The organism is Paenibacillus turpanensis, from assembly GCF_011421635.1.
In the GTDB taxonomy this organism is placed as follows: Bacteria; Bacillota; Bacilli; order Paenibacillales; family YIM-B00363; genus Paenibacillus_AK; species Paenibacillus_AK turpanensis.
The window spans coordinates 66,738-87,890 of the sequence record NZ_WTLI01000004.1 but is presented as its reverse complement, the minus strand read 5'-3'; the positions used below and the strand labels follow the sequence as shown (position 1 = coordinate 87,890).

Sequence of the window (21,153 nt, the reverse complement as noted above, 5' to 3'; positions counted from 1 at the left end):
AATTCGTCGACCGGGTTCGGCCGCTTTTTTTCGCCCATTCGTTTGAAAAAGGAGCAGCCGCGTTGAACAAAAATGTCCTTAGCTTACTGTTGCTTATTGCAGGGGGATTACCTCTTATTCTCTACCCATTTGTCATGATTGCCAATATTATGAGTCTGGCCGGGGAGCGGAGCGGAAACGAAAGCATGCTCCTGCTGCTCGTTGTGTATGCGTTTATTTTTCTTTCCAGCACGTATGTGATTACCTATTTGATCAGCGTGATCCTGTATATTAAGAAGAAAAGCAGCAGACTTAAGATGGCAGCCATTCCGCTGATTCACCTTGCTCTTGTTGTGTGCTCTTTTCTTTTGTGGATGGGAATGGAGTAAGATGAAAAACCCGCCGACAGCGTGAGCGCCGAAGGCGGGTTTCGTTATGCTAGGACCTAATGTCTAAAAATAGGGGGAATTGTGGTGCTGCATGCGGTACAGGTTACAAAACTTGGTGCGGTATTTGTACAGGTCAGCGATTTGGATCAATCGGTGCGCTTTTATTCTGAGGTGCTGAAGCTTCAGCTGAGGAATATCGAGAATTGGGAGGATGGCCGGGGAGCGAATTATAAGATTGGCTCGGACGGCCCGCTGCTTACCTTATTGGAAAAAGTGAATCCGCAGAGGCTCCAGCAGCCCGCTTTTAATTTGTGCTGCGAGAATATTGTGGAGGGGTACGAGGCGCTGAAAAGCCAAGGTGTAAACGTAGGCCCCTTAAATCAGTGGTCTTCGGATCAGAACGATCATATCGATTTTGATGTGTTCGATCCGGATGGCAACGCGATAAATTTGATTGAGTGGAAACGCAGGGCATAAAATATCGTAATGGTACAAAAAGGAAATGGGGATGATGGTTATGGAAGTGGAAGCTACCCCCACATTTACGGTCAAACGCTATACGCTGCATTTTCTGGTCTTTTGGCTGCTGCCTGTAAATCTGATTAATCTAATTAATATTATAAATCCGAATGTAAATGAGTTTTGGAAAGCGGTATTGGTTGCCTGTCAGGCTGTGGTCGTCTTCGTGCTGGTAGCAGCTGTCGTCTGGGTCTTCCGGCATCGTCATGAGTTGCTGCCTGTGGAATTGAAGCCGGGCTCTATTCGAATCAAGGGGCGGGAATACGAGGTACACAGATTGAAGGAGGTTCGGCTCGTTTCGACGATGCTTCAGATTCGGTTGAATGATCGCTGGAGTGCGCCTACGTATCTGGTAGAGGCCGATCAAAAAAAGGAGATTGAGCAGCTGCTTGAGCGCTTTTGCGCCGAAAATGGGGTTCCTTATCGTAACAAAACATAGTATTGTGCGAGAAGGGGTCCGGCGCTAGCATAGCCTAGCAACCGCTGGTAAATATCTGTTGAAGAACCATGAAAAACCGTGCTACATTTAACAAGCACGGTTTTTTTCTATTCTATTGAAACAACTCTAGCAAAGGGGATACAAGATTTGAAGAAGCATCCGTTGGTTTATGGTGCAGTCAGTGCTATGTTGTTTGGTTCAATGGCATTTCCGGCGGCAGCCGAAGAGGTGTCGGGGACGACGATTCGTTTGGTGCTGGAGCATCAGGCCGAATCCGCGTTGGTGAATGGTCGGGAAGCCAAGCTGGAGGCTCCGGCAATGGTGGTGGATGGAAGCTTTTATGTACCGGTCAAGTGGGTCGGCGATCAGCTTGGTCAAAAGGTAGAATGGCACGGAGATCGCGGAGCGGTCGGGCTTACGACGCCGCTCGCATATATAGAATGGAATTTGGGTGCGGGAACGGCGGCTGTAAATGGAAAAACACTGCCGATCGCAGAAACGGCGGTGGTGCAGGACGGCAAGCTGCTGGCTAAGCTTTCCTGGCTTGCGCCGTACATGCAGGCCGCCTACAGCTACGAGCCGAACCCTAGCCGAGTGACGCTTACGTTTGTGCAGGCGCCGAATGCGCCTTATTCGGAGTCCGTGTACTCTGAGGATAAACAACCGAACTCCCGCCCGATGGCGAAATTTATGACGGATAAGGCAGAATACCGGATCGGCGAGCCGGTGCAGTATTTTCAAATGAGCTACGATCCTGATTCGGAGGGGCTCCCGGAGATACAGTGGACGGGGAAAAAGGATGCTTTCTTCGAAGCGGGAACGCACCCGGTTACGCTGCGCGTGAGGGATTGGAAGTACAACTGGAGCAAACCGTTTACGCTGAACATTACGGTGAAAGATGAGGTGCTGTACACGCCGGTGGAGTACGGTTGGTACGAGCGGGCGCCGGGCACCTTGATCGGTCGGGCTTCGGCTGTGGTTGGAGCGGATGTTGTGGAGACTGCCGAGCTTTCTTCGGAAGGGCTGCCGGAGCTTAGCGGATCGGTGAAGCAGGACAGCCGCGTACGACTCGTGAGCGGGAACGGAGCCTCTTTTGAAAGCGAAGGTCTTCTTTATAAAGGGAAAGCAGCGGGCAAGGCCCGTATCTATGCGCATTACGCCAACGGCTTGGATCGGGAAGAGCGCCTAACGGCTGTGATTCGCAACCCGAGCCGGGAAAAGGCGGTAACCGTGAAGGTGGAGAAGGAAGGCAAGCTGGCGCCGACGCTTTATCATCGGGCAAACGGCTTCGCCGCGGTATGGGAGTATTTGAATGTGCCGCCGGAAGGGCGCGAGCTAACGATTGAGCCAGGCGAGACGGCGGTGCTGGATGCGTTTGCCCTGCAGCCGGGGCAAGGTGTAGTTGCGATTCGGGATCTCACGGCAAGCGGCAATGTGGAAATCGGCTGGATCGCCCATCGGGGCGAGGTCGAGCCGCTGGAGGCGTATGCAGATCCGCGCGCTGCGGCGGGGTTTGACGAGGCTGGAAGCGCTGGAGCAGTGCGTGAAGCGAGTGGAAGCCTCGGCCTTGCGGCGAGCGGTGAATTCGCGTACGCCGATGCGGTGCTCTTGCTGAACCAGCAGGCGGTAACGGAATTCTCCAAGTGGACGATAGATACGCCCGCGATTGAGCGTGCGGGTACGGTATACACGATCAAGCTGGACAACAAAGCTAAAGCTTCTATCGCTTTACGCGCGACGAAAGGAATCGTGGACGGTTCGCTGCGCGTGAACGGCAAGGTGGTTGCTCTTCCGCAGGGCGGTTTGACGGAGCGGGACGGAGCGCTGCTGGTTCACCGTACGGACGGAACCGGCAAGGAAGTCGTTGTTGAGTGGATGGAAGCGCCGGGAAGTACGCGGACGGTCGAGTGGCTGTATTATCCGCTGCAAAAATAATCGGGTCTCACAAGGCATAGAGATCTAGAAAGGATGTTGAGATGATGCATAGGTTCCAGTTGCGGAAAATGCTGCTTTCAGCAAGTGCGTCTCTTCTGCTTGCAACTTCAATAGGGCCGGCTCCGCTTTATGCAGCGCCGGAAAGCGTGCAGCTGTTTTTATATCCGGACAGCAAGACGGTTTATGTGAACGGAGAAGAACGTCAGGCCGAAGCTGCTATGATCACGAAGGATAAGCGCCATTATTTGCCGGCAGCCCAGCTCGCCGAATGGTTGGGAACGCCGGTAGCTTGGAATGCCGAGAAGGGCGCAGTCCAAATTACGGCTTCCCAAGCGTATCTTGAGTTTTATCCGAGAGAGCAGAAGGTGCTGGTGAATGGCAACCCGGTGGCTTGGGAGGATGCAGCCTTGTTTGAGCAAGACAGGCTGTTTATCGATGTGGAGTGGCTGAAGCAATATGTCGGCCTGCACAGCAGGTACGATGAAAAGCTTCAGCGCTTAGAGCTGCGATATATTCAAACTGGCGATGGGCAGCTGTTCCGGTCGGACACTTTGCCGAACGCAGCACCGGTCGCAAATTTTGCGATCGCCAAGGATTCGTACCGGATCGGCGAGCCGATTCACTATAATAATTTGAGCTATGACCCCAAGGGTAATGCTTTGAGCACCATCGATTGGGGCGGTGCGGCGGAGGCTATTTTTACACCGGGGCTGTACAAGGTGTGGCTGCAGGTGAGGGACACCGAGGAAAATTCGAGCATTAATTTTGACCGGAATATTTGGATTCGAAATGAGCCTTATTTGGATGCTTTTGATTACAACGTTTATCATAAGCCGGTCGGCAGCTTTGTGACGGAGCAGGAAAGCGTACTTCGCAGCCGTCTTCGCGGACTTCCTCAGCTGGAGAAGAAAACCGAGGTCGTCAAGGATCGCCCGCTGCTGGTCAGCGATAGCCCCGAGATTTTCACAAAGAGGGGCGTATTGTATGAAGGCGTGGTCAACGGTAAAGCGAGGCTGTACGCGGACCATATTAATGGTACCGACCGCAAGATGCAGTTTGCGATTGCCGTCCGTAATCCGCACTCGGACCGCAGCGTAACGATCACCACGACCAATAAGGGCGAGGTCTTTCCTTCCAAATATGCGATGCTCATCGGAAATGAAGCGACGATTGAGTTTTTGCAGGGGGAGAAGAAGCCGGAAACACTGGTGGTTGGCCCGGGTGAAACGGTGTATTACAAGGTGATGCCTGGGTTTTATCCGGAGCAGGGCATGAACGTCATTTATGACGTGGAGACAGACGGCGATGCGCAGTTTATGTTCTTGGCCATGGAACCGGGCGATACGCTGGAGACGGTTCAGTACTATCCGAAGCTGCCTTACGACAGCAATGTGCGGGGGACGTTCATCGGCTCCGAAGTAAATTGGGAGATTCGGGCGGGTGGCGTGCGTGAGCCTTCTAGCTTTGCCATTGGCGACGGTACAACGGACGTGTTCTTGCCGGGCACGGATGAGATGCAGAAGATGGACTCCGTCAATTACGGCAACTACGGCGTTGTATACAACATCAAGGTGCGGACGCCTCCGAAAATGGCGGTGTTGATTCTGGCGCGAGGCGGCCATTTCCTCGGCCCGTTCACGGTGAACGGGAAGATCGTGCAGGCGCCATCGTCGGGCATTATGACCGCGTATGGAGGCTATACGATTTTAACACGGACGACGGGCACGGAGCCGATGCTGGATTTGTCGTTTTCACCGGCTGCGGGTTCGGCATTTCCGATTGATGTCATTTTTTATCCATTGAAGGATTTGGAATAGCATAGGGTGAAGGCAGCAAAATGGGGCGGGGACCGTAATGGTTCTGACGCCCCTTTTTCATGTTCGGCCGGGGGGTGAGCAGTTGGGTGCCTTGTAATGGAATGGAAAGGCAGGCGAAGGAGCCGCGCACAAGTTTATGCGACGTTGGATAATATGACCCCAAATTTCCTCTATATCTCCGAATTGTAAAGTTTAGAGGAAGAAGCTTCTCTTAACATGGTGTGGTCCCCCAAATAGCGGAAGTTCCTCCCTCTAAGATGGACGGGCCCTGGAGGGGCCTAGGGGGGCGGAGGTGGCTGCGCGATCGCTTTCGGCGTTGACTTCAACGTTGGTTCGGGTGGAGACTAGCCGTGACGTGCAAATCAAACAAACATTCAGCGGGCTTTAAGATTACTTTAAAGCTCCGCTCAGGTTGGGGGGTTAAGATAGGTCTTGTAAGGGACATACAACACAGAAAACACATAAAACGCAAAATAAAAATTGAAATGGAGAGATGGAGCATGAAGAAAAAAGCATGGGTAGCAGGTACGGTAGCATTGGCGATTACGATTGGCGGAGGGCTGTGGGCCGGGCAGTATGCAAGTGCGGCATCGGATACAGCGACCAATGCAGCGCAGTCTCAGGCGCAATCGCAAAAGATGTTCGGCGGTAAGATGGGCAAGCGCGGGGGCGGCTTCTTCGGAGGACAAGCCGAAAGCGTAGCAAGTGCGCTGGGCATCACGGCGGATGAGCTGCAGGAAGCGATGAAGTCTGGCAAAACACTGGCGGCGCTTGCAGCTGAAAAGGGTGTTGATGTGCAGGTAATCATTGATCTGCAGGTAAAGGCGATGACGGAGATGCTGGATCAGCAGCTGGCAGCAGGCAAGCTGACGCAGGAGCAGTACGATGAGCGCAAGGCACAAATGACCGATTCGGTGACGAAAATAGTAAACGGTGAGCAGCCGGCGAAGCCGGAGGCTGGCGAGCGCAGCGGACGCGCGGGTCATGGCGGCAAGGGGCTGATGAAGTCCGAGGAGCTGGCGACTGCTCTAGGCGTAACTGCCGATGAGCTTGCAGAGGCCGTGAAGTCTGGCAAGACACTGGCGGCCATCGCAGCGGAAAAAGGCGTAGACACGCAAGTGGTTATCGACCTTTTGGTGAAAGGAAGAACGGAAAAGCTCGACGAGCAGCTGGCAGCAGGCAAGCTGACGCAGGAGCAGTACGATGAGTTCAAAGCACAGCTAACGGATTCCGTAACGAAAATGGTAAACGGTGAATCCACAGGTGCAGGGTTTGGTTTTGGCGGAGGAATGGGCCATCATGGCGGTAAGGGGCTGATGAAATCCGAGGAGCTGGCGGCCGCTTTAGGCGTAACTGCCGATGAGCTTGCAGAGGCCGTGAAGTCCGGCAAGACACTGGCGGCCATCGCAGCGGAAAAAGGCGTAGACACACAAGTGATTATCGACCTTTTGGTTAAAGAAAGAACAGTCAAGCTCGACGGTCAGCTGGCAGCAGGCAAGCTGACGCAGGAGCAGTACGATGAATTCAAAGCACAGCTGACTGAATCCGTGACCAAGCAGGTTAACGGCGAAGAAACCGCAAAAGGAGGCAAAGGATTCCCAGGCAGAGGCTTTAAGGGAGATCGCGGCCCTCGCGGTACTGTAGAGCAGACGACATCGGAAACGGCAGAAACAGCGGAAACTTATTAAACAAACGAGATCGGGAGAGTCGCATCAGGAGAAGTTAAACTCAAACCATGACGAGGCAGCTCAACCAAACCAAGAACCAAACCAAGAACCAAACCTAGAATCAATTCGACTGCTGTCGGAAGCAAAATACGCATGGGCATGCGTTTCCGCGGCAATGACGCCAAAAGACATCCTTCAGGGATTCCCCCTCTCTCCCTGGGATGTCTTTTGCTTTTTGGCGCTGCCCATGGTTTGAAGGTTCCGCCCCGTTGTCATATAATTCCATCAAAGAGACTAGGATCATGATAGTAGGGAGGGTGGGGCGGATGAAAACCATTGGGTTGATTGGCGGGATGAGCTGGGAGTCGACGCAGGAATACTACAGAATCATGAATGAAGCAGTGAAAAGCAAGCTGGGAGGCCTGCATTCGGCAAAGCTGGTTCTGTATTCTGTCGATTTTGAGGAGATTAAAGAACTGCAGTACGCAGGGCGCTGGGACCGGCTTACGGAGCTGATGGTGCAGGCTGCCCAAAGCATCGAAGCTGCCGGAGCCGAAATGGTGGTGCTTTGTACCAACACGATGCACAAAATGGCCGATGAGGTACAGTCCCGCGTGCAGATCCCACTTTTGCACATTGCAGATGCGACGGCCGCGAAAATTACAGCACAAGGTATCCGAAAGATCGGTCTACTGGGAACAAGCTTTACAATGGAGCAAGACTTTTATAAAGGGCGTCTGCAGGAGCGGTTTGGACTGGAGGTTGTCGTTCCGAAGGAAGAGGACCGGCGGATCGTGCACGAGATTATTTATGAAGAACTGTGCAAAGGGGTCATTCGGTCCGAATCGAAGGCGCGATATCTTGAAATTATCGGACGGCTGGTTGACGATGGTGCAGAGGGTGTTATTCTGGGCTGCACGGAAATCACTCTGCTGATTCATCAAGCGGATTGCGGAGTGCCGGTTTTTGATACGGCCCGCATCCACGCCCTTCAGGCGGTGGATGCGGCTTTGGCCAAATAGTGAGGGAGGCATTCGTTCGTCGAGCGAATGCCTTTTTTGTATAGTCGGAACCATTAATTCGCCAAAATTCATACGCATTTCATATCTCTCTTTTATATTATGTTGAGAGGAAAGGAGATTTCTGCTTTCTCGCAACTGATCACAGGGAGGCTGATAGCATCATGAGAATCACTTTGAGAGATGTGAAAAAAGGCGTGATGGGTTCGCTTCTTTTGTTCCTCTTAGCAGGCTGCATGTTCCAAGGCTCTACGAAAAGTACAGAGGCTCCCGATCTAATGGAGGTTGGAAATTTCCGGGCCGGCCCGTCAACCAGCTCCAACGAGCCGACAACTGCGGTGGATTTCACCTTTGATCAATCCGCTTATCTCAATGGAGGAGACCGATCAAATTTTCACCTAGTACCGCTGAGTGGCGGGGACGTCATCGACGGGTCGACGAATGTGCTTCCACCAAACGATAAGGAAGGCGATAAAACAGTAACCGTACTATTCCCGGGACAATTAAATCCTGAAGATTTCGCCAGAGGGTATGTCGATTCTAAGGTCGTGAATTCCAATTCGAATAACACGAGCGCAGAGCATCCGATGAACATCAATCAGTCGAAGCCAATTAGCAATCAGGGTAAGACGGAAAACCCGGATCTAGTTCGCGTAACCCGGGATGGCAATTCTTATCTGTTTGAGTTTGATGAGGCGTTGACATCGGATGATGTGATCCAGAATTCGAGCGGCTTGCGTATTTATTTTCCTGAAGCGAAGCAGGGCAGCACCATTCCCTCGGCTGGCTCGTCGCGTGTGGAAACCGTTAACGATACCACACTGCGAGCCTTTTACGAGGGGACAATTCCCGGTGATTATACACTGGATGATGTGGTCGGCGCATACGTCGTTCAAGGGACGGTACAGGCCGCGCAAGGCTCACGAGGCGGCAATGACGGAAAAAATGCCTTTGACGAGCTTCGTATGCAGGCAAGATGAAATGTTGTTGTTAAAAAGCAGTAGGCGATTTTGCGTGCTATTGTTACCGGTCTGGGAATCAGGCCGGTTTTTTTTATTGCCGAAGCGCATATTGTGTTATGTATTTGTAACAATTTTTAACCTACAACTTAACCAAATCACAAATGAATACATATATTATAAAAAGATAAGTAAAGTATATTGACACAGAAATACCATCAATGATAGTGTGTTCAAAATATAACTGTAAACAAGGTGAAAATGGAGGGGTTGCAATGGTTGAACAGGCTGAACTGCTTCGTAAGCTTCCGAAGGTAGATCTCCATCTTCATTTGGACGGAAGTCTGAGGACAGAGACCATTTTAGACTTGGCCGCTCAGCAAGGTCTGCCGCTTCCTGTGAATACGCTGGAGGAGCTGGCCCCTTATGTCCAAGTAGGTGAGGACTGTCGAAGCTTAAGCGAATACTTAAGTAAGTTTCATTTTACAACGAAGTTTCTGCAAACAGAAGAAGCGTTGGAGCGGGCGGCTTACGAAATTGTCGAACAGTCGGCGGAACATAATTGCGGGTATATTGAGGTTCGGTTCGCCCCTCAGCTGCATCGGGAGCAGGGACTAAGCGCGGAAGCGGCGATACAGCATGTTCTGAATGGGCTCCAACGGGGAGAGAGGGAATTCGGCGTCGTTTCCCGTGCGATCGCCATCTGCATGCGAAATCATTCGACGAAGGAAAATATCGAAGTCGTGGAAGCCGCCTCACAGTTTGCCGGTCTGGGACTCGCTGCCGTCGATTTGGCCGGCGATGAAGCCGCCTATCCTCCGCACCTATTTCGCGAGGTGTTCGCTCGCTGCGGCCGCAAAGGGCTCCATGTCACGATCCATGCCGGAGAAGCGGGCGGGGCTGATCATATCGATGAAGCGCTTCATGGCTTGGGTGCTTCGCGCATTGGGCATGGCGTGCGGCTGCACGAAAATCCCGCCCTGATGAACCGAGTTATCGAGCGGCAGGTTCCGCTGGAGATGTGCCCGATCAGCAACCTTCAAACCAAATCCGTTCCCGATTGGGATCGTTACCCGATTCGTGACTATTTTGATAAAGGCATTAAGGTGACGGTCAACACGGATAATCCGGGTGTATCCGGGACCAATATTACGAAGGAATATGGCATATTATGCGAGAGGTTCGGGTTTTCTATACAGGAGCTGGCTATGATTGCATGGAATGGACTGGATGCAGCGTTTTTGGACGACTCAGATAAAATCCAGCTGAAGCGAAAGTTTCGCGAACAGGTGAAGTGTCTTGGCCTTACGGTTTAGGCGGGCATCTAACGTAACAGAACGACCCGTTGGAAGAAACGAACATCCGTTAAGGCAACGGATGTTTTTTCATGTTCCCAGAAGGAAAATCATTTGGATGAAGGGCATGCTTCGGTGGGATAGTATTTTGGGAAACTACGACGCCGCCCTGTCAACTGCCGAACCGCAAAAATCAATTAACTTACTTTCAGTATACGACTCGAAAAAAGTTCACTTTTTCTTTTGGTTCGGTTATAATGAAAAAGAAAATAATAGCTGCTAATTAAAAATCAGTTTGAAGGAGTGTTTTAATCATGGCAAAAGTTTTGTACATTACTGCAAACCCGGGCACTGTGGAAAAATCGTTCAGCTTGTCCGTTGGCCAAGCGTTAATTCAAGAATATCGCTCCCTTAACCCTAGCGATGAAGTGGTTGAGCTTGATCTGTACAGCATGACCGTTCCTTTGATCGACCGTGATGTTTTAACGGCATGGGAAGCGCTTCGCGGGGGCCAATCCTTTGACTCCCTTACTCCGGCACAGCAGCAGAAGGTTGGAGCTATCAACCAACTGACGGATCAGTTCGTTGGCGCAGACAAATTTGTATTTGTAACGCCAATGTGGAACCTGACGATCCCGCCAATGATGAAGGCTTACATCGATACCATCCTCGTTGCCGGCAAAACCTTTAAGTATACTGCTGAGGGTCCGGTTGGCTTGATGAAAGGCAAGAAAGCCGTGCACGTACAGGCGCGCGGCGGCTTGTACCCGAACGGCCCGCAATCCGGCGAATTCGGCGACAGCTACCTGAAAGCTGCACTTGGCTTTATCGGCCTGGAGCTGCTTGATTCGGTAATCGTTGAAGGTATGGCTTACACACCGGACAAAGCAAATGAAATCAAACAAGCTGCAATCGAAAAAGCAAAGCAGGCTGCAAAAGCGCTGTAAGGCGAATTGCAAATCAAGACGTCTCTTCACGGAGGCGTCTTTTTTACTGCCTAATGTTATCGTTTTGAACAAATGACGTTTTTTCCCTTCCTTCTTCGCCCTCATTGTACTAGGATGAAAGGAAGAGACAAATTCTGTCACTACGGTTTGAAAGCAGGGATCGATGTGTGGTTTACAAGATTTACGGATGAGTATAGGGATCGGATTATCGATATGTGGCTGCAAACCTTTAATGATGAATTTCCCGGCTTTTTTGATTTGGTGCAGCTCCGAAGAAATGGCGAAGTCGTTTACTCGTTAATTGCGGAGATCGAAACCCCGCTGGAAAACTGTGAGCTTTACGACTTCTTGCCTAGAATTGGAGAATACCATGCCAAACGAGGCACGAGAATAGATCAAATTATCCGCAGTTTCCATATCTGGAGACGGTCGTTTGTCGCCTGCTCGAAAGAGTGGATCCAGACCGATCAATTTCAAGTGTCTTTGCTCGAGGTTTACGAAACGTTTCCATCTGTTCATGAGCGGATTGACGAAATGCAAAAAAGGGTAAGTGCGCTCTATTGGGCATATTTCGAAACGCAGCTGAATCATAAGGATCAAACCATCCATCAGCTGCACGGCGATCGTCTTAATTTGCTAGGGAAAATGGCAGCGAGCATGGCCCATGAGATCCGCAACCCGTTATTTGCAATCGAGGGCTTTCTAAAGCTGATTCGCAAGAAGCTTCCTGAGGATGCTTTGTATCAGGTGGAGGGATATATTGATGTAATGGAGAGTGAGTTTAAGGGGCTGTACAGCCAAATTACAGGGATCCTAAGTTTTTCTAAAAACAACATATTGGAAGAGCCTCTACTCCCCTGCTCTCTGCAGGAGCTGATCACCACTGTCGTAAATCTGACGTGGCCAAGGTTGAATGCGGATAATATAGAGCTATTGCAGGATATTGACCAAGAATATACAGTTACTGTCCAACGAATCGCGATTCAGCAGGTGTTGACCAATCTGATTAACAACAGCATTGAGGCATTTTCGGACGTAACTTCGCCTGACAAAAGGATATCGATTTCCATTCAATCGGAAGGGCAAAACTACTGCGTTTCCGTGAAGGATAATGGCCCGGGAATCCCTGATCATATTCGCGACTCGATCTTTGAGCCTTTTGTTACCGGCAAGCAGCACGGTACCGGACTCGGGCTTTCGATTTGCCGTCAGATCATGGAGAAAAATCATGGAGAGTTATCGTTTCGTTCGAAAGCTGGGGAGACGGAATTTGTCTTGGAGTTCAACAAGGTATCGTCAATTTCGAATGTTTCTTGATCATGAAAAGAACCCCTTCACGGGCGCCGTACAAATGGCCGTATCGGTGCCGTTGGCCCGTGAGGGGAGGAAGAAACCTTTACAGAGATAAGTGTGCTTTTCGTTACGGTTTCTTTGTTAGTTCATCCAAGCTTTTAAATTCATAACCCTGCTTCCTTGCCTCGTCAATGATTTTGCCGAGAGCTTCCGCGTTGTCTTTGGACACGGAATGGAGCAAGATAATGGCCCCGGGGTGGAGCTGCGCGGTTACTTTATCAAAGGCGTATTTCCAGCCCTTCTGATCTTTTACATCCCAGTCTTTATAGGCGACCGACCAGAACACATTGGTATAACCCGCCTGATGGCTTACCGCGAGAGTGCGGTCACTGAAAATTCCGCGCGGCGGGCGAAGATACCGCATTTCCTGCTGTCCGGTAACAGCTGTTACCTCGGATTTCACCTTCTCCAGCTCCGTACGGACCTTCTCATCGGAAATCCGAGTCATGTCCGGATGACTCCAAGAATGGTTACCGATGATATGTCCCTCATTGACCATTCGCTTGAGCAGCTCCGGCTGGTCTTCGATATAGTGCCCCGTAACAAAAAAGAGAGCGGGAACCTTTTTTTCCTTTAACGTATCGAGAACCTTGGCGGTGTAGCCATTTTCGTACCCGTTATCAAAGGTAAGAAAAAGCTCTTTTTTGTTTGGATCTCCCGTAAAAATCGCGCCGTTTTTCTCCAAAATTGCCTTGAAGCCTTCTTGGTCGATCGATGCCGGCTGCCCGTTTTTGCTCTTTTTAAAGCCAAAATGGAACGGCTGATCCGCATGGACCCCCGTGGACATGCTGAACATCGCCAGCAGCGATAGCAGCACGGCTAGAACCCGGTTACGTGTGCCTGTCAATTTCAAATGACCTCCTTACAGGGAACTAGGGGTAATATCCCACCGAGGGGAAGGATTTACTCCACACCGCAAACGGTTGTATACATTTTCCAAAGGGGAGGAAAATGAAGGTTTGGACATGTAATAAAGTGGAAACTTATTTCTAAAAACTCTTGTGGTAAAAAGTGGACGAGCAATCATATAGGAGTTTTCGTTTCCAAGGTGTTCCTTCGCTGGTATAATGACTCTATTCTTTCAAAAGGGGATAGACATCATGAGAAAGCCGATTCAAACGAAGATGGGGCTCCTGCTAAGCAGCTTGCTTCTAACGACGCTGGCTTCGCCAATGGGGGCGAGTGCATCCGCGGTACAGTTCAGTGACATAAAGAATTCCTATGCGAAAGATGCGGTTCAGTCCTTAGTGGAAAAAGGCATTATTAACGGCGTAGGCGATGGCAGGTTTGATCCGGCTGGCCAAATTAAACGTGCCGATTTCGCCATTATTTTAGCGAAAACGCTGGATCTCGATGTTACCTCGGCCCCTGCAGAAGCTACCTTCTCGGACGTCCCTTCCTCACATTATTCGTATAAATTCGTTGAAGCGGCGGCAAAAGCAGGTCTGATCAGCGGGATGGGGGACGGAACGTTTGGTGCGGGCTCCAGTCTTTCGCGCCAAGACATGGCCGTGTTGTTCACTCGCGCATTAGGAGCCGATATGGAAGCGGCGAAGGGGAAGCAGAATTTATCATTTGCGGATGCAGGTGCGATTGCGGATTATGCCAAAGATTCGGTAGCATATGTTGTTGAATTAGGACTCATTAGCGGCAATCCGGGTAACTCGTTCAATCCGCAAGGGAATGCAGAGCGTCAGCAGGTGGCTTTGGTTGCTTCGAAATTCCTAGGTGTGAAAGAGGCTATTGGTAAGGCAATGATCACAGATGCGGGAGCTGTAAACGGTACAAGCTTCAATGTACATTTCAGCAAAGCACTTGAAGATTTGAAAGCGACCGATATGGAAGTTACAGTTAAGGCGACGGGCGAAAGTGTTGACATCTCTACAATCAATCCTGACGCCTCTAACAAAAGCTATACAGTAGAAGCAAAGCTGGAACCGGGAACAACTTACCAAGTTACTTATGATGAGCGGACCGTGGAATTCACAACCGCTCCTGCAGAAATGACCGCGTCTTTCGTCGACGCGGAGACGGTAAAGGTTGCTTTCCAAGGGATAAAGCCTACCGGGCTTCTCAAGGATTACGCAATGAAGGTAAAAGGTACAGAAGAGCGTGTAGCCTTTACTCTTCTCAGCCTAAGCCCCTCTACCTCGACGGTTACACTTCGAGTGGCCAAGCTCAGTCCGGCAAAGACGTATGTGATCTCCTATAAAGATTCGGTTATGGCTGAGTTTGTATCGGATGCAGGAACCACTCCGGTATCGATCGATGTAGCGACGCCATCCAGCTTTGTTGTGCATGCGGGGGATTCGATTGCGCTGACCTTAAAAGTGATGAATGTGTACGGACAAGACATTTCGGCAGGGAAAGCAGAACAGGTTGAGTGGAGCTACCCGACGGATGACGGCTCTTCCTTTGATACCGCTGCGCTGAAGTTTACCGGTATGAGCGGCAAAACCTATAAGATCACGGCAAAGTACGGCGAGTTGAGTGATACCGTCGAAGTGCCTTTTAATAGCGTAAGCAGCGGCTCCAGTCAGGAAGAAGTCATTGTGGTTGAGCCGCCTATCGACGCTCTTCCGCCTGTTGATGAAGTGGCCCCGACGTTGACGGCAGTATCGGTTACGGGGACGACGTATTCCTTCTCCAGCAATGAAGTAGGGAAGATCTATGTGACAACCGATTTCGGATTTATCGATCCACCGGCGCAGGTCACGCAGCTGCAGCTTGAGGAGCACGCGTTTGTGAAGCAGGAGATTTTATCCCCGAATGCGTCTTTCGAGAGAGTGCTTGATTACGGTACATTTTACGCTTTCGCTGTTGATGCGGCGGGGAATGTAAGTCCGTGGACACGAATTCAATTCATAGACTAGTAGGTTAACACTCATTTTGGTAGAACAGGCCGCAGCCTCGCTGCGGTCATTTTTGCGCTTTGCGCGGCGGCTTTGCACGAGTGAAGTCTAGTAATCTTGTAATCGGGCTGTCATTTGAAACGATATTTTTTAACAATCTCTTAAATATCTGGTTACATCAATCTATCAATTTGTATGATAGAATAACAATAACAACAAGAGTTACAGAAAAACCAATAAATGGAGGTATGTGAAAAGATGAAAATGCGGAAAAAGGTGTTTGCGTCGTTTGTCCTCACAGGTGTTATGATGGCTGCCTTGTCCACGAGTGCCTTCGCCCAGTATGGAACGAATGGAATTGCAGCGGTTGGAACCAGTGCGTTAAATTCCAAATGGGGCACCAATTTTCAAAGCACGTACTCTCTCGGACAAACGCATGCCCAGATCGGCGTGTTGAAGGAAAACTTGAAAAAATGGCGTTCCTATAATCCTAGCTTATTTACTGGCGTTCAAGCGATAACAAGCACATCGAACTATTTTGACCAAGCAACCAAAGATAATTTGATCGTGTTCCAAAAAGCGAAGGGCCTGACGGCGGATGGAATCTACGGCGCCGCATCGCGCAACGCTATGCATGCTTCGATGGGAGTTTCTCCGAAGGGGTGGGTCCGGATCGCGAACACCTCGTACTATATTAACTACAACGATACGAAGGCGGGTCTGGCGGCCGATGCTGCTTATAAGCTGGACCACAGCTGGGTCACGACTTCGACGAAGTCGACGCTGGACAGCATTGCGAAGAGCTTCTACAGCGCGTACAGCAAAAAGCTGGAGATTAACGATGCCAGTCTGATGGATGGCTACGATACACCAGAGCATGCGACTCATATGGATGGCAAATCGGTCGATGTCCGCAATAAATTCGGAACGACAGCGATGACTGCAGCGCAAGAGAAGAAGTTCTTGGAGCTTGCGGTGGCCAATCCGAACGTGAAGGAAGTATTGTTCTACAAAAACCATGGCTTGACCAGCGCCAAGATTAAAGTTCGTGCGGATCATGCCGACCATTTCCATCTGACTACGGTAAATTAATAGAGTAGGTTAAATAGCCCTAATTCTACTTATCTACAAAAAAAGCCGCCGTCGCTGCGGTGAACTGCACAGGGAGTGCAGTTCACTTGCGATCGGCGGCTTTCTCTATTTACGGGCAAATGCTATAGCTGGACATAGGAATGGGGATGCTCCCTGCATACATAGAATGTAAGATTAGGGCGATTAGCTGCGCAAGGTTTGCTGCAGCATGTCCATCACGCTCATACAGCGCAGCGTCTCTTCATGGCTGACCAGCGGCTGGCGGTCTGCAAGAATCGCGTCGGCAAAATCGGCAACCTCCAGCGTGTAACGGTCGGATTCCTCGACCTCGACCTGGCGGGTCCCCGATTCGGTAACGACGGTGATCGCGCCTGCATCGCCGGCAAAGGTGTCCGGCACCTCGATCCGGCCGGCCGTGCCGATAATTTCGGAACGCATATGATGATATGCGTTGAAGCCGCTGTGAATGGAAGCGATTACGCCATTCGGATATTTCAACACGGCGGAGAAGATCATGTCGACGCCGTTTTCTTCGATGTATTCGCTGGAGCACGACACCGGCAGGTCCTGCGTAACAAGGCTGACGAAGCTGATCGGATAACAGCCGACATCGTAAAGTGAGCCTCCTCCGAGCTCGGGCTGGATCTTGATCGTGTTCGGGCGGTTCAGCAGGAAGCGGAAGCTGGAATTGATGAAGCGAAGCTCGCCGATTTCACCGCTGGCGAGAACGTCCTGCACCTTGCGAATGCGGTCGGTATACCGGTACATAAACGCTTCCATCAGCAGCACGCGGCTTTCGGCAGCCACGGCGATCATTTCCGCGCAGTCGGCGGCGGTTAAAGCCATCGGCTTCTCGCAGAGCACATGCTTTCCGGCGCGCATCGCTTGGATGGCCCAATCCTTATGCATGGAGTTCGGCAGAGGAATATAAACGGCTTGAACCTCCGGATCCTGCAGCAGGTCTCCGTAGCTGCTGTAGAGCTTCGTGTCGGGGTAAGCCGTTTTGCATTCCTCCAGCTTTTCAGTATTCTCGGTAGCTATGGCATACAGCGAAGAGTTATCCGCTTTCAAAATTGCCGGGATGACCGAGCCTTTGGCGATGCGGGCATAACCGAGAATTCCCCATTTTACGGGCGTTGTCATGGCTTTCACTCCTCCATTGAAATCGGTTTCCTCTCTATTATAAACGTCTAATCGGCACGCTGGGCAGAAACATGGTAAAATTTTTATGCGGAGTTGGGTACGGGGGGATCAAAAGAGATCGGAGGGCAATGATGCGAAGCGTACTTTCTTTTTTATATCCATATCGTAAATCGATGTCTGTGGCCATTGCTCTCATGCTCGTGGAGCTTATGGTGGAGCTGTGGCACCCGCTGTTAATGGCGAAAATCATTAATGAAGGCATTTTGACAAGGGATTTGTCTGTCGTGCTTACTTGGGGCGGGGTTATGGTGGCGCTGTCCTTGGCGGGATTTGCTGCGGGAATTACGAATTCGTTTTTCGCGGCGCATGCGAGTCAAGGCTTTGGGTTTGATTTGCGGAAGCAATTGTTTGATCGGGTGCAGTCGTTTTCCTTAGCGACGTTTAACCGGTTTCCGACCTCGACGCTGATTACCCGCATGACCAGCGATATTCAGCAGCTGCAAAACATGGTATTCATGGGCTTGCGCATTATGCTGCGGGCACCGCTTTTTTTGATCGGCGGGTTGATCATGGCCGTTGTTGTTCATCCGCGGCTGGCGCTGCTTTTGCTGGTGGTGACTCCGCTGCTGATTGTCTTTCTTGCATGGATGATGCGCAGGGGCTTCGGGCTGTTCCGGGCGGTACAGGAGAAGCTGGACCAGACGAACGGCGTGCTGCGTGAAAATTTATCCGGGATACGGCTCGTGAAGGCGTATGTCCGCGAAAAGCATGAAATCAAGCGCTTTACGCGATCGAATGAAGAGCTGATGGAACGGAGCAGATCGGCGCTGCGGCTGGTGGAAGTGACCATTCCTCTGCTGCTGCTCGTGATGAACGGAAGCGTGCTGCTTATTTTATGGCAGGGCAGCAATCTGATTGCGCTCAAAGGGGCGAGCGTCGGCGATGTCGTTGCCGTAGTCAATTACGCGACGCGAATTACGGGCGTGTTTTCGATTGTTTCCATGATTGTCATGGGGCTTTCGCGGGCGAAGGCGTCTGCGTTGCGAATTGCCGAGGTGCTGGATGTGGAGGCGGAGGGTCAAGCAGGTGGCGGGAAGGCTGCTGCTGGTCAGAAAGAAGAGGGGCTGCGCGAAGCGGACCGTCGACCGGCCCGCATCGAATTTGACCGCGTTACGTTCCGTTACCCGGACACGCAGGATCCGGTCCTCGAGGAGGTGACCTTTACGGCCGAGCCTGGATCGACGATCGCGATCCTTGGCGCTACAGGCTCCGGGAAGTCGACGCTGTTCCAGCTCATTCCCAGGCTGTACGAAGCGGATTCGGGAAGCATCCGCATCGACGGGGCGGAAATCGGCAGCCTGCCGGAGGAGGCGCTGCGCAGGAGAATCGGCTATGTGCCGCAGGAGTCGATCCTGTTTAGCGGAACCGTGCGGGACAATCTGCTGTGGGGCCATGCCTCCGCAACAATGGAGGAAATGGTGGAGGCGGCTTCCCGCGCGCAAATCCACGAAACGATTATGAAGCTGCCCAATCAATATGAAACGGTACTCGGGCAGAAGGGAATGAACTTATCGGGCGGCCAAAAGCAGCGCATGTCGATCGCCCGCGCGCTGATACGCAGGCCCTCGATTTTGCTGCTGGATGACAGCACGAGTGCGCTTGACGCGGTCACGGAAGCGAAGCTGATGGAGGGTTTGCATCGCTACGCCTGCACGACCCTCCTTATTACGCAGAAGATCAGCACGGCCCAAAAAGCCGATTGTATCGTGCTGCTGGAGGACGGCAGGGTGCTGGCTAGCGGAACGCATGATGTGCTGATGGAACAATCGGAGCTGTACCGCAGCATTGCCGCATCGCAAACGGGAGAGGAGGTGCCGCGTCATGCTTAAGCCGATTCAGCCGCCCATGCCGAACCCAAGCCCGGGCACCGGCTCGGGAAGCGGGAATCCGTCAGGGGCAGGGGCGGTTCCTGCCGCAAAGAAAGGCTCGGTGAAGGACTGGCTCGGAACCTTAACGCGGATTTGGCGGTATTTGGCGGTGCACCGGGGCAAATTGGCCGTCATCTTCTTGTGTATCGTGGTCAGCTCGGCTCTCGGCTTGCTGGGGCCGTACCTGGTCGGTTATACGGTCGATCACTATATCGTGAACTCGAAAGGGACGGGGCTTGGCTCTATGCTGCTTGTGCTTGGCGCGGTCTACGCACTTTATTCGGCGGCTTCTTGGCTGCAAAGCTATTGGATGGTCGGTGTCGCGCAAAAAACGGTGTTCACGATGCGTGAGGAGCTTTTTACCAGACTACAGCATCTGCCAATGCCTTTTTTCGAGAAACGTAAGCAGGGCGAGCTGATGAGCAGGCTGACAAACGATATGGACAATGTGAGCCAAACGCTGAACAGCTCCTTTATCCAGATTGTTTCGAGTGTACTGACGTTTGCCGGGATGCTGGCGGTCATGCTCTGGCTCAGTCCTATTCTTACGTTACTTACGCTGTCGATTATCCCGCTGATGTTTGCGGGGATGCGCTGGATCACCAACCGGACGGGCGTCTATTTTAAGCAGCAGCAGCGCAATGTGGGGGAGCTCAACGGCTTTATTGAAGAAACGCTGTCCGGTCAGCGTATTGTAAAGGCCTTCTCCCAGGAGGAAACGGTACGGCGGGAGTTTGCCGACAAGGCGCAGCGGGTGCGGGCCGTCGGGTATTGGGCGCAGACGTATTCGGGGTTCATCCCGAAGCTGATGAATGTGTTGAACAACGCCAGCTTTGCCGTAATTGCAGGCGTCGGCGGAGTTCTTGCCCTGCGGGAAATCGTGACGATCGGGGTCATGGTCACGTTCGCGGAATACGCCCGCCAGTTTACCCGGCCGTTGAATGATTTGGCGAATCAGTTTAATACGTTCTTATCGGCGGTGGCCGGTGCGGAACGGGTATTTGAAATTATCGATGAGAAGGAAGAGGCGGCCAATGAGCGGGGGGCAGGGGAGCTGTCTGCCATCAAGGGCGAAATGGAGTTCGACCGGGTGACCTTCTCGTATGAGGCCGGACGGAGCATTCTTAAGGATGTTTCCTTCCGGGTGCAGCCGGGAGAAACGCTGGCGCTCGTGGGGCCGACGGGGGCGGGCAAATCAACAATTGCCCAGCTGATCGCCCGGTTTTATGAGCCGGAAGCGGGCGAGATCCGCATAGACGGGGTGCCGCTTTCAAAAACGCGGCGCAGCGAGCTCCGCCGGCAGATGGGCTTTGTGCTGCAGGATAGCTTCCTGTTCCAAGGAAGCATCCGGGAAAATATTCGGTACGGCAGGCTCGACGCAACCGACCAAGAGGTGGAGCAGGCGGCGCGGCTCGCCAATGCGCATGGCTTTATCCAGAAGCTGCCGAAGCAGTATGATACGCAGCTGAGTCAGGATGGGAGCGGCATAAGCCAAGGGCAAAAGCAGCTCATTTCGATTGCGCGGGCCGTGCTTGCCGACCCGGCGGTGCTGATCCTTGACGAAGCGACGAGCAGCATCGATACGGTGACCGAGCTGAGCATTCAGGAGGCGCTGTACCGGCTGATGAAGGGGCGCACGAATATTGTAATTGCGCACCGGCTCAACACGATTCGGCGGGCGGATCAAATCTTGGTCGTGCAGGAGGGGCGCATTGCCGAACGGGGAACGCATGAGCAGCTGCTGGCGCAGAAGGGCTTTTACTACCGGCTTTATGTGAACCAGTTTAGCGGCGAAGGAAAGTGAGCAAATTCACAAGCCA

General features: G+C 51.9%; 17 protein-coding genes. 15 read left to right on the top strand and 2 right to left on the bottom strand.

Annotated elements, in window-relative coordinates; all coding sequences use genetic code 11:
• The first annotated feature begins 62 nt into the window (after positions 1–62).
• The 11 genes from GQS10_RS05100 to GQS10_RS05050 all read left to right on the top strand — a co-directional run bounded on the left by GQS10_RS05100 (position 63) and on the right by GQS10_RS05050 (position 12,282).
• Complete coding sequence (locus GQS10_RS05100; RefSeq protein ID WP_166239694.1) at positions 63–368, top strand: hypothetical protein; 306 nt, start codon at positions 63–65, stop codon at positions 366–368.
• 84 nt (positions 369–452) lie between these two features.
• Positions 453–845, top strand: coding sequence for a VOC family protein (locus GQS10_RS05095; RefSeq protein ID WP_166239692.1), 393 nt, complete (start codon positions 453–455; stop codon positions 843–845).
• A gap of 40 nt (positions 846–885) precedes the next feature.
• Complete coding sequence (locus GQS10_RS05090) at positions 886–1,326, top strand: hypothetical protein (protein WP_166239690.1); 441 nt, start codon at positions 886–888, stop codon at positions 1,324–1,326.
• Positions 1,327–1,473: 147 nt separating this feature from the next.
• On the top strand, positions 1,474–3,261 hold the full coding sequence (locus GQS10_RS05085) for a stalk domain-containing protein (RefSeq protein ID WP_166239688.1): 1,788 nt from the start codon (positions 1,474–1,476) through the stop codon (positions 3,259–3,261).
• Positions 3,262–3,305: 44 nt separating this feature from the next.
• Positions 3,306–5,078: a copper amine oxidase N-terminal domain-containing protein gene (locus GQS10_RS05080; RefSeq protein WP_166239686.1), complete on the top strand. Its 1,773-nt coding sequence runs from the start codon at positions 3,306–3,308 to the stop codon at positions 5,076–5,078.
• 500 nt (positions 5,079–5,578) lie between these two features.
• Entirely contained in the window at positions 5,579–6,766 is a 1,188-nt protein-coding gene (locus tag GQS10_RS05075; RefSeq protein ID WP_166239684.1) for an SHOCT domain-containing protein, read from the top strand.
• Between the two features lie 305 nt (positions 6,767–7,071).
• Positions 7,072–7,767 carry an aspartate/glutamate racemase family protein gene (locus tag GQS10_RS05070; RefSeq protein ID WP_166239682.1) on the top strand — a complete coding sequence of 232 codons (696 nt, stop codon included), beginning with the start codon at positions 7,072–7,074 and terminating at the stop codon, positions 7,765–7,767.
• 161 nt (positions 7,768–7,928) lie between these two features.
• Positions 7,929–8,744, top strand: coding sequence for a hypothetical protein (locus GQS10_RS05065; RefSeq protein ID WP_166239680.1), 816 nt, complete (start codon positions 7,929–7,931; stop codon positions 8,742–8,744).
• A gap of 254 nt (positions 8,745–8,998) precedes the next feature.
• On the top strand, positions 8,999–10,039 hold the full coding sequence (gene add / locus GQS10_RS05060; RefSeq protein ID WP_166239678.1) for an adenosine deaminase: 1,041 nt from the start codon (positions 8,999–9,001) through the stop codon (positions 10,037–10,039).
• Between the two features lie 293 nt (positions 10,040–10,332).
• Complete coding sequence (locus GQS10_RS05055; protein ID WP_166239676.1) at positions 10,333–10,965, top strand: FMN-dependent NADH-azoreductase; 633 nt, start codon at positions 10,333–10,335, stop codon at positions 10,963–10,965.
• Positions 10,966–11,079: 114 nt separating this feature from the next.
• Complete coding sequence (locus GQS10_RS05050; protein WP_166239674.1) at positions 11,080–12,282, top strand: sensor histidine kinase; 1,203 nt, start codon at positions 11,080–11,082, stop codon at positions 12,280–12,282.
• Between the two features lie 103 nt (positions 12,283–12,385).
• Here GQS10_RS05050 and pdaA read toward each other — a convergent pair whose 3' ends face one another.
• A complete protein-coding gene (gene pdaA, locus GQS10_RS05045; protein WP_166239966.1) occupies positions 12,386–13,114 on the bottom strand; it encodes a delta-lactam-biosynthetic de-N-acetylase in 729 nt (242 codons plus the stop codon).
• Between the two features lie 304 nt (positions 13,115–13,418).
• Between pdaA and GQS10_RS05040 the strand changes: the two genes are divergently transcribed.
• Positions 13,419–15,191, top strand: coding sequence for an S-layer homology domain-containing protein (locus GQS10_RS05040; RefSeq protein WP_166239672.1), 1,773 nt, complete (start codon positions 13,419–13,421; stop codon positions 15,189–15,191).
• A gap of 237 nt (positions 15,192–15,428) precedes the next feature.
• Positions 15,429–16,262 carry a peptidoglycan-binding domain-containing protein gene (locus GQS10_RS05035; RefSeq protein WP_243734972.1) on the top strand — a complete coding sequence of 278 codons (834 nt, stop codon included), beginning with the start codon at positions 15,429–15,431 and terminating at the stop codon, positions 16,260–16,262.
• Between the two features lie 183 nt (positions 16,263–16,445).
• Here the strand turns inward: GQS10_RS05035 and GQS10_RS05030 are convergent, their stop codons facing one another.
• A complete protein-coding gene (locus GQS10_RS05030; RefSeq protein WP_166239670.1) occupies positions 16,446–17,405 on the bottom strand; it encodes a Gfo/Idh/MocA family protein in 960 nt (319 codons plus the stop codon).
• Positions 17,406–17,536: 131 nt separating this feature from the next.
• On the opposite strand from GQS10_RS05030, the gene GQS10_RS05025 reads away from it, so the two are divergent.
• Positions 17,537–19,294: an ABC transporter ATP-binding protein gene (locus tag GQS10_RS05025; protein WP_166239668.1), complete on the top strand. Its 1,758-nt coding sequence runs from the start codon at positions 17,537–17,539 to the stop codon at positions 19,292–19,294.
• Complete coding sequence (locus GQS10_RS05020; RefSeq protein WP_166239666.1) at positions 19,287–21,137, top strand: ABC transporter ATP-binding protein; 1,851 nt, start codon at positions 19,287–19,289, stop codon at positions 21,135–21,137. Before GQS10_RS05025 ends, GQS10_RS05020 begins: the two co-directional genes overlap by 8 nt.
• Positions 21,138–21,153 lie beyond the last annotated feature (16 nt).

Bases quoted from the DNA above. Each gene is read 5' to 3' on its own strand.
- GQS10_RS05090 (WP_166239690.1), top strand. From the start codon at position 886: ATGGAAGTGGAAGCTACCCCCACATTTACGGTCAAACGCTATACGCTG.
- GQS10_RS05080 (WP_166239686.1), top strand. From the start codon at position 3,306: ATGCATAGGTTCCAGTTGCGGAAAATGCTGCTTTCAGCAAGTGCGTCT.
- GQS10_RS05075 (WP_166239684.1), top strand. From the start codon at position 5,579: ATGAAGAAAAAAGCATGGGTAGCAGGTACGGTAGCATTGGCGATTACG.
- GQS10_RS05070 (WP_166239682.1), top strand. From the start codon at position 7,072: ATGAAAACCATTGGGTTGATTGGCGGGATGAGCTGGGAGTCGACGCAG.
- GQS10_RS05065 (WP_166239680.1), top strand. From the start codon at position 7,929: ATGAGAATCACTTTGAGAGATGTGAAAAAAGGCGTGATGGGTTCGCTT.
- add (WP_166239678.1), top strand. From the start codon at position 8,999: ATGGTTGAACAGGCTGAACTGCTTCGTAAGCTTCCGAAGGTAGATCTC.
- GQS10_RS05055 (WP_166239676.1), top strand. From the start codon at position 10,333: ATGGCAAAAGTTTTGTACATTACTGCAAACCCGGGCACTGTGGAAAAA.
- GQS10_RS05050 (WP_166239674.1), top strand. From the start codon at position 11,080: ATGAAAGGAAGAGACAAATTCTGTCACTACGGTTTGAAAGCAGGGATC.
- pdaA (WP_166239966.1), bottom strand. From the start codon at position 13,114: ATGTTCAGCATGTCCACGGGGGTCCATGCGGATCAGCCGTTCCATTTT.
- GQS10_RS05040 (WP_166239672.1), top strand. From the start codon at position 13,419: ATGAGAAAGCCGATTCAAACGAAGATGGGGCTCCTGCTAAGCAGCTTG.
- GQS10_RS05035 (WP_243734972.1), top strand. From the start codon at position 15,429: ATGAAAATGCGGAAAAAGGTGTTTGCGTCGTTTGTCCTCACAGGTGTT.
- GQS10_RS05030 (WP_166239670.1), bottom strand. From the start codon at position 17,405: ATGACAACGCCCGTAAAATGGGGAATTCTCGGTTATGCCCGCATCGCC.
- GQS10_RS05025 (WP_166239668.1), top strand. From the start codon at position 17,537: ATGCGAAGCGTACTTTCTTTTTTATATCCATATCGTAAATCGATGTCT.
- GQS10_RS05020 (WP_166239666.1), top strand. From the start codon at position 19,287: ATGCTTAAGCCGATTCAGCCGCCCATGCCGAACCCAAGCCCGGGCACC.